The following is a 13,809-nucleotide window of genomic DNA, read 5'->3' on the forward strand; positions in this document are numbered from 1 at the left end:
AGGGTGGGATTCATGAAATTTCAAATTGGTAACCGGTGGATTGGTAAAGATCAAAAGCCATTTATTATCGCAGAAATGTCCGGTAATCATAATCAATCGCTGGACCGGGCGCTGGCCATTGTGGAAGCTGCTGCCAAAGCCGGGGCTGATGCTTTGAAGCTGCAAACTTACACGGCGGATACGATGACCCTGGATCTTCATGAAGGGGATTTCTTTATCGAAGATCCCAATAACTTATGGAGTGGTTCGTCACTTTATAACTTGTATCAAGAAGCTTATACCCCATGGGAATGGCACGAACCTATATTTAAAAAATGCGCCGAATTAGGTTTACTTGCTTTCAGTACCCCATTCGATGAGACAGCGGTAGATTTTCTGGAGAGTTTACATGTTCCGGCCTATAAAATAGCTTCATTTGAGAATACGGATATTCAACTTATTCGGAAGGTTGCGGCTACGGGAAAACCTCTTATTATATCGACGGGAATGGCTTCTATAGCAGAGTTGGATGAAACTGTTCGGGAAGCAAGGAAGGCTGGCGCAAAGCATATCGTGTTGTTGAAATGCACAAGCACTTACCCTGCCTCGCCGAATAATACAAACATATTTACCATCCCCCATATGGAGCAACTGTTTAATTGTCAAGTTGGTATTTCCGACCATACCATGGGCGTCGGCGTGTCAGTGGCAAGCGTTGCTCTTGGAGCCACAGTGATCGAGAAGCACTTCACCCTCAGCAGAGCTGAAGGAGGGGTTGATTCCGCTTTTTCACTTGAGCCTGATGAGTTGCAAGCATTGGTGGTTGAGTCCGAGCGGGCCTGGCAGGCTCTGGGGACGATCACTTACGGAGCAACGGATCGAGAGGTTCCATCATTAAAACATCGCCGTTCTCTTTATATTTCCCAAGATGTAAAAAAGGGAGAAGTATTGACAAAAAACAATGTAAAGGCTATTCGACCAGGCCTAGGATTACCGACGAAATATTTAGATCATCTCTTAGGGAAAACGGTTAAAAAAGATATAAAGAAGGGTACTCCTGTAACGTGGGATTTATTGTAGTAACTTACGATATTAATTGATTTCTGTTAGAAACGTTTAGGCTGGAGTTGATTGGATATGGGTGAAAATGAGATTACCGAAATGGACGAGTTATTTGACCGCTTGTTCCCGATATGCCGAAGTATAACCGGGGCGGGTTTGCGTGAAACTTTGAATATTTTGTCAGAGTATATTCCACTTGAGCACTTTGGAGTGAAGTCAGGAACTGAAGTTTATGACTGGACGGTCCCTAAGGAATGGGTTATTAACGAAGCTGTGTTGAAAGGACCGGACGGAAATACGATTGTTGATTTTAAGGATCATAATCTTCATGTCTTGAACTATAGTGCAGCAGTCAATAAGGAAATGGAATTGGAAGAATTGCAGGAACACCTTTTTTCCATTCCGACACTGCCCGAGGCTATTCCTTATGTAACTTCTTATTATAAAGAACGTTGGGGATTTTGCCTCCCGCATAAAGTAAGAGCAGACCTCAAACCGGGGAAGTACCATGCTTATATCGACAGTGAATTGATAGATGGAGAATTAAACTATTCTCATGCTATATTGCCCGGAAAGAGTAAAAAGGAAGTACTTATTAGCGCATATGTTTGCCATCCTTCTTTAGCGAATAACGAGCTAAGCGGGCCTATTGTGTCAGCTTTCCTATATAAACGACTGTCTAACCGTTCCAGAAGATTTACTTATCGGTTTGTTTTTCTTCCCGAAACGATTGGCAGTATAAGCTACTTGCATCGTTTTGGTGAAGAAATGAGGTCCAAGATTTACAGCGGTGTCGTACTCACCTGTTTGGGCGGCACTTCATCATTAAGCTATAAAATATCGAGAAGAGGAGATGCCCCAATTGATTTAATGTGGAAACATTTAAATCAATTTCATGTGCTGGAAGGAGATACTAGACCGTTTACTCCGACTCATGGATCGGATGAGAGACAGTACTGCTCCCCAGGGTTTAACTTTCCAGTTGGGCAAATGGCCAGAAGCGTCTATGGGACTTATCCCGGTTATCACAATTCTCTGGATACTAAAGAAACGATGACGATTGAGGCATTACACAAAAGTCTTAATGAATTAGAACTGCTAATTGAGGCTCTGGAGTGGGATGGCTATTATATCAATAATTCCCCATTTGGCGAAGTCAAACTGGACAAACACGGGCTATACCCTGATTTAAATGCTGCCGGAACGGGTATGGGGCTTTCGACTAATCAATTAAATGACAACAGAGTACAGTTATCGCGGATCTTAATGATTCTCAACTATTCTGATGGAGAGCATCCATTAAGAGAAATCGCTGAAAAATGCCATTGCAGCATTTTAGAACTTGTACCTATCATAAACTTATTATTGGAGAAAAAAATCATCTCAGGACCATTTGATGAGAAGGGAGAACTATATTGAAACTGTTGTTATTAACCGGTTCACATCCCCGTCACCTATATTTTGCACAGACTTTGTATAATGCCGGGTATTTAACTTCTCTTATTATTGAGCAACGTGAAGAATTCCTTCCCTTGCCGCCAGCTAACATAGAAGAGAGAGATAAGAAGTTATTTTTAAGGCACTTTGAAGACAGGGAACGGACGGAGCACCAAGCCTTCGGCGAGATTGACTTATCAAACTGGACTGTACCGGCTCTGTACGTTAATACATCCGAATTAAACGGGCCATCCGTGATAGATTGGGTTACTAAATATGATCCCGATGTTGTAATCAGCTATGGGGTTCATAAACTGAATGTCGAGGTGCTGAGATTATTTCCACAGTATTCATGGAATATCCATGGCGGCTTGTCTCCATGGTATCGTGGGAATACTACTTTATTCTGGCCATTTTATTTTATGAAGCCCAACTGGGCGGGAATGACCATACACCGTTTAACTTCGAAATTGGACGGTGGGGGAATTATTCATCATTCTGTGCCTCAATTAAATTACGGCGATGGGATACATGATGTGGCCTGCAACGCCGTAAAGCAAACCGCGATTGACCTGATAGAAATTCTAAGGAAGATATCTTTAGGTGAAAGCATCGTAGAAGTACCGCAAAAGAGCAGCGGTAAGTTGTTTACTTCGGCGGATTGGGAGCCCTATCATCTTCGTGTAATTTACGAGTTATATGATAACAATATAGTAGATATCTATTTGGACGGGAAGCTTGGAAATACGCCTCCTCCACTGGTACGTGCTTTTTGAAGAATTATATTTTAAGGAGTTTCTAACCTATGAACATCTTACTCACCGGCGGCGCCGGATTTATCGGGCGTTGGGTTGCCAAACGCCTTTTGGATGAGGGCCATAATCTTTGGATTTTGGACGATCTGTCCAATGGGCGGGAAGAAAATATCTGCGAGTTTCACGGCCACCAAGGATTTAAACAGTTCATCAAAGGAACGATTTTGGACGAGCCGTTGCTCACCGATTTATTCGGCCAGCATAAGTTCGATATTTGTTACCATCTCGGGGCTTCCATCAACGTCCAAGATTCGATCGACGACCCGCGAACAACGTTTAATAATGACACGGTCGGCACGTTTTATATTTTGGAGCAATGCCGCAAGTATAATACCAAGGTCGTATTTATGAGCACCTGTATGGTCTATGATCGGTGTAATGACGACACCGGCATTACCGAGCTGCATCCGACAAAACCGGCCTCGCCTTACGCCGGGGCTAAGGTTGCCGCGGAAAATATGGTTCTCTCCTATTATTATGCTTACGGATTGCCAACCGTGGTCATTCGCCCATTCAACACCTACGGTCCGTTTCAGAAGACCGGCGGTGAGGGTGGCGTGGTTGCTATTTTCATCAAAAATGAATTGGATGGAAAAGAGCTTCGCATTTACGGAGAAGGCACACAGACGCGCGATCTTCTTTATGTGGAGGATTGTGCAAACTTTGTCGTTTCAGTTGGTTTTTCCGATGCCGTTAATGGTGAGCTTGTGAATGCCGGATTGGGACGGGACATTGCGATCAACGATTTGGCGTTGCTTATCGCGGGGGATCGCACGCAGATCAGGCATGTGGAGCATATTCACCCGCAGAGTGAAATTCAGAAGCTGCTATGCAATTCGCGAAAGGCTAAACAATTGCTCGGTTGGGAGCCGCGGGTAACCCTGGAGGAAGGAATTGCCCGGACGCGCGAGTGGATTCGATCCGGAGGGTTGGATTAGCAACCGGTGAAATTTGCATTTTAAGGAAGAAGGGAAAGCGGAATGTCAAAAGAACATGAATCTAACCAGCCGGTTCGCGCTACACTGCTGCCTTATGGGCAGCAGTGGCTGGATGAACAGGATATTGAAGCGGTGGTTCAGGTGCTGCGGGGAGACTTCATCACCCAAGGGCCCGCCATTCATGCTTTCGAGCGAAAAGTTGCCGAATATGTCGGTGCCAAATATGCTGTGGCTTTTACGAATGGAACGGCCGCGCTTCATGGCGCCTGTTTCGCTGCGGAGATCGGCCAAGGCGATGAAGTGATAACGACGCCGATTACTTTTCTGGCCAGCAGCAACTGTGTGCTTTATCAAGGCGGTACGCCGGTTTTTGCAGATATCGACATAGATACGTACAATGTCGATCCGGCGGAGATAGAGTCGAAAATAACCGAACGAACCAAAGCGATCATAGCGGTTGACTTTACGGGGCAGCCGGTGGAAATTGACCGAATCTCGATGTTAGCGCATGATCGAAACCTCGTTTTGATTCAGGATGCCGCGCATTCGCTGGGAGCTTCTTACGCCGGGCGTAAGATAGGCTCCTGGGCCGATATGACAATGTTTAGCTTCCACCCGGTTAAGCATGTCACGACCGGCGAAGGTGGCATTATTACGACGGACGATGACCGTTACTATGAGCGGTTGTTGTTATTCCGCAGCCACGGGATGACCCGGGAACCGGAAAAATTAACGCGGACGGACGGACCGTGGTATTACGAAATGCAGGAACTAGGCTACAATTACCGGATGACCGATATGCAGGCGGCGTTGGGCGCAAGCCAGATGGACAAGCTCGACGGTTTTATTGCAAGAAGACAGGAAATCGCCGCAACCTATAATGAATTTTTCACCACGTTGCCAGGCCTTGTCGTTCCAAAGCAGCATCCCATGGCCGAGTCCTCATGGCATCTTTACGTAATCCGCTGGTTGCCGGAGTACTTTTCCGCAGATCGAAGAGAGATCTTTGAGGCGCTCCGTGCGGAGAATATCGGGGTAAATGTGCACTATATTCCGGTCTATTTGCAGCCTTACTATCGGAAATTGGGTTTCCCCCCTGGTCTGTGCCCCAATGCCGAAAATTACTACAATACGGCGGTGACTTTGCCTCTTTTCCCAAAAATGACAGACCATGATGTGGCCGATGTGCAGGCTGCGGTGAAGAAAGTGTATGACCGGTATTTGAAATCAAATTTCGATTAAATATTTTTTTAAATATAAGCGAGGGGTTATTTTGTCGATCGAGCACGAAATAGTTGTGGCTGCTCATCCCAACATTTATACTGGCAAGAACAGAAATCTGAATATTTATTTTTCTGAGCCATCTGAAGGCGTCAATAAACAAACTGGACTAGTACTATTTATTCCAGGTTATGGCGGACATGCTAAGAGCAAGGTATACCAAAAAATGCGTAAAAAATTTGCTGATCAATATAATTTGGTATGCATACAATGCGATTATTTTGGTTTTGAATATATGCAGTTAGAGGATATGCAGGAATCTTTGGACAACTTTAATGATATGTCCCTTATGCAGGCTTTAGATAATTTGACGGCTATTCTAATGGTTAAAGAAGTATTGAAGGAAAATCATATTCCATTTAACGGCCGGAAATTAATTTGCAAAGGACAGTCGCATGGCGCTTATTTGGCTTTGTTATGCAATCGCTTTGCGCCACAATTGTTTTCGATGATTATAGATAATTCTGCTTATCTGCTGCCAGTGTACTTGGATCATAGTCGAAATGTACCCTCGCATAATTTGACTAAGCGATACTATGTCTCCGATTTAAACTTAGATAGAGAAATAATGAATTTAAGCAATTTGTATCACGGTTTCCAGAACAAATCTAATATCGTAAGCTTTCATGGCGTATATGATCAATTAATCGGAATTATTGAAAAGATAAATTTTTGCGGTACTATACCGAACTGTAAATTAAATGTTGTTAACGATGTTACTCTCTATAAAGGGGCATTTAAAACACCCCTTCATGGTATGGATGCCGATTTCTTCAAATTTTTTGAATTAGTTATGGAAAATTATGAGTCAGAAGCAGAAAATGATTTTCAGCTCCCTGAAGTGAAGGTGTCGACTAAACGAAATACATATACTTTTGATTATTCAAGTGGACTTGTTAGATTGGATGTTGAATAAAAACTTTCTATATAAGTTGAACTAAAGGCAGCAAGCGAGCGGATCGGGAGGATTCTGAATGAAGACTATAGCGTTGACCATGATCGTCAAAAATGAAGAGAAGGTTCTGGCGCGCTGCCTCGACAGCGTCTGTAAACTGGTGGATGAGATTATTATTGTCGACACGGGATCAACAGACCGCACTAAATCGATAGCTCAAGCCTACGGCGCGAAAATCTACGATTGGATATGGAATCAAAATTTTGCGGATGCCCGAAACGCCGCGTTAGAGTACTCGACAAGCGATTGGAACCTGGTATTGGATGCTGATGAGTATGTAAAAAGCGAGGACGGGGCCGCTATTCGTCAGTTTATAAACGGCGAGAAAGCAATCGGCAGATTCAAAATCGTCAACCAATTTATAGGTGATGATGGTTTGGAATCCACCGCGCAAAGCTTTATATCGCGGATTTTTCCGTCCGGAGTCAGATACGAGGGCAGCATCCATGAACAGTTGGTTTCCGATCTTCCCAGAGTAAAGCTTTCTGTGGAGATTTGGCACGATGGTTATCTAAAATCGAAAGCTGAGCGGAATATTCCTATTTTGAAAAAAGAGATTGAAAATAGCCCCCAAGACTCGTACTTTCATTTTCAGATCGCCAAAGAATACAGAGGGATTAACGATCATGCTCAGGCATGTCAGCATCTTGAGCAAGCATACAGGCTGCTGACAAGAAGAGAATACTATGCTCCCAACGTTGTCGTCAATTTGCTTTATGAATTGATTGCATCGGGCCAACTGGAGGCCGGCCTGCCGGTGATTCAGCAGGAAAGGGATTTTTTACGGGATTTCAGCGATTTTCATTTTGCTTGCGGGATATTTTACATGAAGCTGATTTTAAGCAATACCGCGAAATATGTCGACTTGTTTCCGCTCATTGAAGCATCATATTTGCGATGCCTGGAAATTGGAGAAACGGACCAATATGACAGCGTAAGGGGAACCGGCAGTTTTACCGCATTGCACAATTTGGGTGGCCTTTATGAAGTGATGGGGAACATAGGCAAGGCAAAGGAGTGTTATCGGGAAGCTGCAACAACATATGGTTACCAGCCATCGAACGAAAGGTTAAAACAACTGTAAGCTATTTTGGCAGAACAGTATTCGGAATTGATTGGAGCAGATGAGATGAAGACACTCACTAGCATCATTATCCTGACATACAACCAACTGGAATACACAAAGCAATGCATTGACAGCATTCGGAAATATACTGAACCGGGAACTTACGAATTGATTGTGATTGATAACAAGTCTACCGATGGAACCCCCGAGTGGTTAAGCCAACAGCATGATATTCTGGCCGTACTGAATGATCGGAATGAAGGTTTTCCGAAAGGCTGTAATCAAGGCATAACTCTTGCTAAAGGTGAGAATGTTCTTCTTTTAAATAACGATGTAATAGTAACTCCTAGATGGCTTGATCTTTTGGTGGAGTCTTTATACAGCGATGAACGCATTGCAGCAGTAGGGCCCGTAACCAATAGCATGTCCAATTTTCAACAAATTGACGTTCCTTATAAAACGATAGAAGAAATGTTTGTTTTTGCTGATCAGTTTAACGGAAGCAATCCAAATGTCACTGAATTTCAAGAAGCTTATGAATATAGATTGCGATTAATGGGTTATTGTTTGTTGATAAAAAGACAGGTTATCGATCAAATTGGGTTACTGGATGAAAGGTTTACTCCAGGCAATTTCGAGGATGATGATTTCAGCTTTAGAATGATTGAAGCAGGCTACTATCTCGTGCTTTGTAAAAATGTTTTTATTCACCATTATGGATCGGTCTCTTTTGGGGCCAAAAATGAAAAGTACATGGCTTTAATGAATAGCAATAAACAGAAGTTTGTGGAAAAATGGGGATTTGAACCGGGACAATCAACAATCAGAAATGATATTATTCAATTACTATGCCGTTTTAATAGGAACGCGGCTATTCGTGTATTGGAGCTCGGTTGCTTATGCGGCGGAACGCTTATGGGGATAAAAGGGAAATTTAAAAACGCGGAATTACATGGGATTGAAGAAAATAAAGCTGTGGCAGCGATGGCTTCAAATTTTGCGAATGTTAAAATAGCGAATATTGAGGAAAGAATTCCGGACTATCCAGCTAACTATTTCGATTACATTATTTTAGCGGATACACTCGAGCACATACAGGATCCATGGGAAGTTGTGAAGAATTTAAGCGGACTCCTTAAGCCAAGCGGCAAGATCGTGGCTAGTATCCCTAACTTTATGCATTATAGCATTTTGCGAGAAGTGCTTTACGGAAGAGGTATATATAAAGAGCCGGGCGTAGTAGACCATTCTCAATTGAGACTGTTTACGCAAAAAGATATTAAAGCCATGTTTACAAATGCAGGCTTTTTAAATCTTCGATTATACGGTGAGACTGGTTCCATTAACGATCTGGATCAACAGTTTGTTGATGAACTTGTTAAATTGGCCGGTCCTTCGCTAAGAGAACAATATGAAACTAAAAAGTATCTGATAGAGGCGAATTCGCCTAATTTCGACAATTACATAACGGATATCGTTGAGCGCTTAAGTTTGGATATGGAGAATGAAGAAGACCTGTTGAAATTATTGGATAGTGTCTGTGACGGGAACCTAACAAATGAGCATCTTATAAGGATTATCGATCATTTATCTTGTAACAGAATAGAGTATGCAAACAAACTAGCGATTTTTTTCTACAACAATGGATTATTTAATATGGTGATCCCATTGTTACAATATGCGATACAACTGGATTCTAACGATGAAAATTCACTTTATAATTTGGGTTATATTCTATTTAAGGCTAATGAGCATGAATTAGCTCTGCATTATCTAGATCAGATTCAAAATAAAGATGAGGACATTTGTCAGTTAATGGATGAGATTAGACGGGAGTATCTTATGTAATCAATAAGCATCATAACAATAAAGGATTTTTATGTGTTCACTGTTACTACAAGCTACTTATTAATATAATTTTCTGTTTTTGAGTCGTCACTGGCGGCTCTTTTTTTGTCAAAAAAATTTTGTTGTTCGACATCAAATTACAAATATAGACAATTATGTTTATACAAACCTTTTCTGATTTTGTATAGTCAAATCGACATTACAAAATAAGGAGATGACTTTTGTGAAGAGGAAATATATACTTACATTTACAGCGTTTTTATCTTTAATGCTATTTTTGAATGTTTCCCTTGTTTCGGCCGCTGAAGATGGACAATGGATTCCAAGAAGTGATTTGCCTGAACCTCGTTCTGGTTCTGCGATAGCTCAAGTTGGCGGACAAATATATATCTTTGGTGGGACTGGGACAAGTAATCACTCATATGAAGGTGCAAAAACAAATACTACTTATAAATACGACACTTTGACTGATACCTGGACAAAATTAAAAAGCATGCCAACTACAAGATCGGGCGTGACTGCTGCCGTTTATGAACACAAAATATATGTAACTGGTGGTTACTATGATGGTGCTAACGGAGTGGCTAGAACAAACAAATTAGAAATATACGATACAACTACTGATACCTGGACATCAGGTGCTAACATGCCCACAGCTAGATCATGGGCTTCGGCAGAGATTATTGGAAGCAAAATTTACGTTATAGGCGGTACAGGTAGTAATAATAATTTATTATCTACAGTTGAATCCTATGATATTGAACTAAATAAGTGGAACATAGAAAAAAGTGCACCAGTTATAGTCAACGGAGTAAAAACAGCTACTTATAACAACGAAATTTATACGTTTGGCGGTCAAACCGCTCTTGGATATGAAAATATAATTAAAACAATTTATAAATATACTCCGTCAATAAATAGCTGGACAACAGTTACAACACTCCCTGCTCCAGTTAATGCTCCCGGTATAGTTGTATTTGAAAATAAGGTATACATATTAGGCGGAACTACTAGAGATGGAGGAAAGACAACAAATGTTACAGTCTTTGACCCATCCAACAATAGTTTCGAGTCATTTCCTAACCTAACGGTTCCAAGAGCCCAAAATATGTGCGCAGTAGTTGATGGAAAACTATTTGTAATTGGTGGGACAGATGGTAAGCAAATATTAAAGTCTGTTGAAATGTTCGCTCTAGTATCGAATGAACCGCAACAACCGGGGGAACCGCAGCAGCCGGAGGAACCACAACAACCGGAATTACCATCTGGAAATCGTGCGATCCTAGTAATTACACTGGATACGGGTCTAGAAAAAGAATTCGATCTCTCAATGGAAGAAGTTAACGCATTCATTACCTGGTACGAGAACAAACAAGCCGGCACAGGAACAGCTTCCTACGCCATTGATAAACACGATAACAACAAAGGGCCTTTCAGCGCCCGAAAGGATTATGTGATCTTCGATAAGATTTTGACGTTTGAAGTAAATGAGTACAATATTTCAAATGAATAACATTATAAAAAGAGTCGCTAAAGCGGCTCTTTTTTGTGTAAAAAATATATGACAAGAATAAAGAAGCCTACTTCACAATTTATGGTGTTAGTTTCCTTAATGCCGCAGAGACTCGAGTTAAAGTGGTTAATCGTAGATTGTTTTTATATTAATGGAAATTTTAGTATAGACACCCATATTTAAAAGTGCTATTTTACTAGTATGAAAGTACCAAAACATTACCAGAGGAGGGCGAAAATTGAAGAGATTTGGGCATTTTTTACTAGTTCTAGCGATTTTTTTGAGTGTGGTCATTGTTGGTCCTACAGGTGCGAGCGCAGCATCGCAGTATACGGGTGGTCTATTGGATAGTGTGCCGATACAAGTTGGCACTGCAATAGGCCAGTCATCAACCCCCGTCACACAAATAACAGACGGTAATATATCCACTTTTACCGACCTTAGCAGTGGAAAGTTTGCTTGGTATACCTTTTCTACCCCGGTGGAAATTTCGGCGGTCGTTGCCAAAAACACCGGTACGGTAGCGGTTGAATTTTATGATGCGAGCAACAACCTGTTGCAAAAGTATGCATTGTTAAGCAACGACGGGATTCAGACGCTCCCGGCCCCGGTACAAGGTGTTTCCACGGTTGCTTTAAAGTACACGGCGGGGAGCAGTGCGAGAATTTACGAATGGAATGTCTTTACCACTCCATCCGCGGCGCCGCTGCCTACGACGATTAACTGGATTCAAAGCGGGAATCAGGTCGTTAAATTGGAGTGGGCCGTGACGGGGGCGGAATCGTATAACGTGAAGCGCGCCACTTCCCCCGGCGGGCCCTATATTCAGCTTGCGAACGTGAAGGGAGCTTCATATTCGGATACGGCCGTCACCAACGGAACGACTTATTATTATGTGGTTTCTGCGGTGAACCGGGCGGGAGAAAGTGCCAACTCGCCGGAAAAAAGCATCAAGCCGGATGCAACGAGATACACGGGAGGCTTGCTCGACTGGCTTCCACTGCAAGTGGGTCAATCCATATCCAATCCGACAAGCACTACGCGAAATCTGACGGATAATAACATAGCCACTTTTACTGACCTCAGCAGCGGTAATTTTGCTTGGTACACCTTCACTTCTCCGGTGGAGATTTCAGCGGTTGCTGCCAAAAACACCGGTACGGTAGCGGTTGAATTCTATGACGCGAACAATCACTTGCTGCAAAGATATGAGTTGTTAAGCAATGACGGCATCCAGATGCTTCCCGCTCCGGTGCAGGATGTCTCCATTGTTGCTTTAAAGTATACGGCGGGGAGCAGTGCGAGAATTTACGAATGGAATGTCTATACGACTCCATCAGCTGAGCCATTGCCTACGACGATTAACTGGATTCAAAGCGGGGACAAGATTGTTAAATTGGAGTGGGCCGTGACGGGGGCGGAATCGTATAACGTGAAACGCGCCACTTCTCCCGGCGGGCCATATATTCAGCTTGCGAATGTGAAAGGAACTTCATATTCGGATACTGCGGTCACCAACGGAACGACTTATTATTATGTGGTTTCCGCGTTGAATCGGGCAGGAGAAAGCGCCAACTCGCCGGAAAAAAGCATCAAGCCGGATGCGACGAGCTACACGGGAGGCTTGCTCGACTGGCTTCCAGTGCAAGTGGGCAAATCAATAACCAGTCCGACAGGTACTACACGGAATCTGACGGATAATAACATAGCCACTTTTACCGACATTAGCAGCAGCAATTTTGTCTGGTATACCTTCTCTTCCCCAGTGGAGATTTCAGGGGTCGTTGTAAAAAACACCGGCACGTTAGCCGTTGAATTTTATGATGCGGATAGCAACATGCTGCAAAGATATGCATTATTAAGCACGGACGAAATTCAGACGCTTCCGGCCACGGTACAAGGTGTTTCCACCGTCGCTTTAAAGTACACGGCGGGGAGCAGTGCGAGACTGTATGAATGGAATGTCTTCGGCAAAGGCGGGGAGATTCCATCGCCGGGAGATCCGTTGAGTTTAACTGCAACCGCAGGGAACAAGAAGGTTAATTTAACTTGGAGCGGAGCCGGTAAAGATGTCACGAGCTTTAATGTGAAGCGGGCCACAGTTTCCGGCGGTCCGTATGATGTGATTGACACGGTAACGAGCGATACTTACAGTTACGCGGACAGCAATGTTACTAACGGCACCACTTATTATTATATTGTCACGGCTGTTACCGCTGCCGGTGAAAGCGGAAATTCAAATGAAGCTTCCGCTACGCCGAAAGGCGATGTGGTAAATCCTCCCGACCCAGGTGAGGGTCAAGAAGGAGAACGGGCTTTGCTTCGGGTGATCCTCATCAACGGGATTGAAAAAGAATACGATTTGTCTATGACGGAAGTAAAAGCCTTCATAAATTGGTATGAGGGACGTGCCAATGGATCGGGAACTGCTATGTATGCCATTGATAAGCACGACAATAATAAAGGCCCGTTTGTAAACCGCAAGGATTATGTGTTCTTTGATAAAATCATTACGTTTGAAGTTAATGCTTACTGAGTCCTAAAGCGATTTAAGCTCTTGGGAGATGCGTAAGCGTTGCCCAAGAGCTTTTTTCAACCCTTATAAAATTTCGGGCATAGTATAGGGCGAAACGCAGGTAGAGAGGGGAGGATAAGAGGAATTGGGGGCTAAAGGACACCAGAGCCGTTATTTGAGGGAAAACGGAGGTTTGCAAAATGTGACGGACACAAAAGCCCTTATTCACCTCAATCGTCCTGGATGAACGGGTTTTGAGCGAAAATAGGGTCATGTGTGTCACTAGCCATGCGTAAAATCTAACATGAAACGTTAGGAATTAAAGGGAACGAAAAAGTTCAAGCACTTTCCAGGATTTGGTCTTCCCAAGTAAAAAAAATTCTCCTAATGTGGAAGTGTG

Annotated in this window: 10 protein-coding genes; all 10 read left to right on the top strand. The window is 43.0% G+C overall.

All coding sequences use genetic code 11. The annotated features are described in order from the left end of the window. Positions 1-12 precede the first annotated feature (12 nt). The 10 genes from pseI (at position 13) to ACLD72_RS31310 (ending at position 13,430) form a co-directional block, all read left to right on the top strand. Positions 13-1,059 (top strand): pseudaminic acid synthase, encoded by a 1,047-nt coding sequence (pseI, locus tag ACLD72_RS31265; protein WP_411003049.1) that lies wholly within the window; start codon positions 13-15, stop codon positions 1,057-1,059. A 57-nt stretch (positions 1,060-1,116) separates the two neighbouring features. Beyond that, a complete protein-coding gene (locus ACLD72_RS31270) occupies positions 1,117-2,460 on the top strand; it encodes a DUF4910 domain-containing protein (protein WP_411003048.1) in 1,344 nt (447 codons plus the stop codon). Then, positions 2,457-3,254 (top strand): formyltransferase family protein, encoded by a 798-nt coding sequence (locus ACLD72_RS31275; protein WP_411003047.1) that lies wholly within the window; start codon positions 2,457-2,459, stop codon positions 3,252-3,254. Before ACLD72_RS31270 ends, ACLD72_RS31275 begins: the two co-directional genes overlap by 4 nt. 29 nt (positions 3,255-3,283) lie before the next feature. Then, entirely contained in the window at positions 3,284-4,231 is a 948-nt protein-coding gene (locus ACLD72_RS31280) for a dTDP-glucose 4,6-dehydratase (RefSeq protein ID WP_411003046.1), read from the top strand. A 42-nt stretch (positions 4,232-4,273) separates the two neighbouring features. Next, positions 4,274-5,473, top strand: a complete 1,200-nt coding sequence (gene pseC, locus ACLD72_RS31285) for a UDP-4-amino-4,6-dideoxy-N-acetyl-beta-L-altrosamine transaminase (protein ID WP_411003045.1) — start codon at positions 4,274-4,276, stop codon at positions 5,471-5,473. Positions 5,474-5,504: 31 nt separating this feature from the next. Then, a complete protein-coding gene (locus tag ACLD72_RS31290; protein ID WP_411003044.1) occupies positions 5,505-6,428 on the top strand; it encodes a DUF2920 family protein in 924 nt (307 codons plus the stop codon). Between the two features lie 79 nt (positions 6,429-6,507). After that, positions 6,508-7,551: a glycosyltransferase gene (locus ACLD72_RS31295; protein ID WP_458476507.1), complete on the top strand. Its 1,044-nt coding sequence runs from the start codon at positions 6,508-6,510 to the stop codon at positions 7,549-7,551. 6 nt (positions 7,552-7,557) lie between these two features. Then, entirely contained in the window at positions 7,558-9,381 is a 1,824-nt protein-coding gene (locus tag ACLD72_RS31300; RefSeq protein WP_458476505.1) for a glycosyltransferase, read from the top strand. 223 nt (positions 9,382-9,604) lie between these two features. Next, complete coding sequence (locus ACLD72_RS31305) at positions 9,605-10,894, top strand: Kelch repeat-containing protein (protein WP_411003041.1); 1,290 nt, start codon at positions 9,605-9,607, stop codon at positions 10,892-10,894. A 481-nt stretch (positions 10,895-11,375) separates the two neighbouring features. Beyond that, on the top strand, positions 11,376-13,430 hold the full coding sequence (locus ACLD72_RS31310; protein ID WP_458476506.1) for a fibronectin type III domain-containing protein: 2,055 nt from the start codon (positions 11,376-11,378) through the stop codon (positions 13,428-13,430). The last annotated feature ends 379 nt before the right edge of the window (positions 13,431-13,809 follow it).

The organism is Paenibacillus lacisediminis (assembly GCF_046567315.2).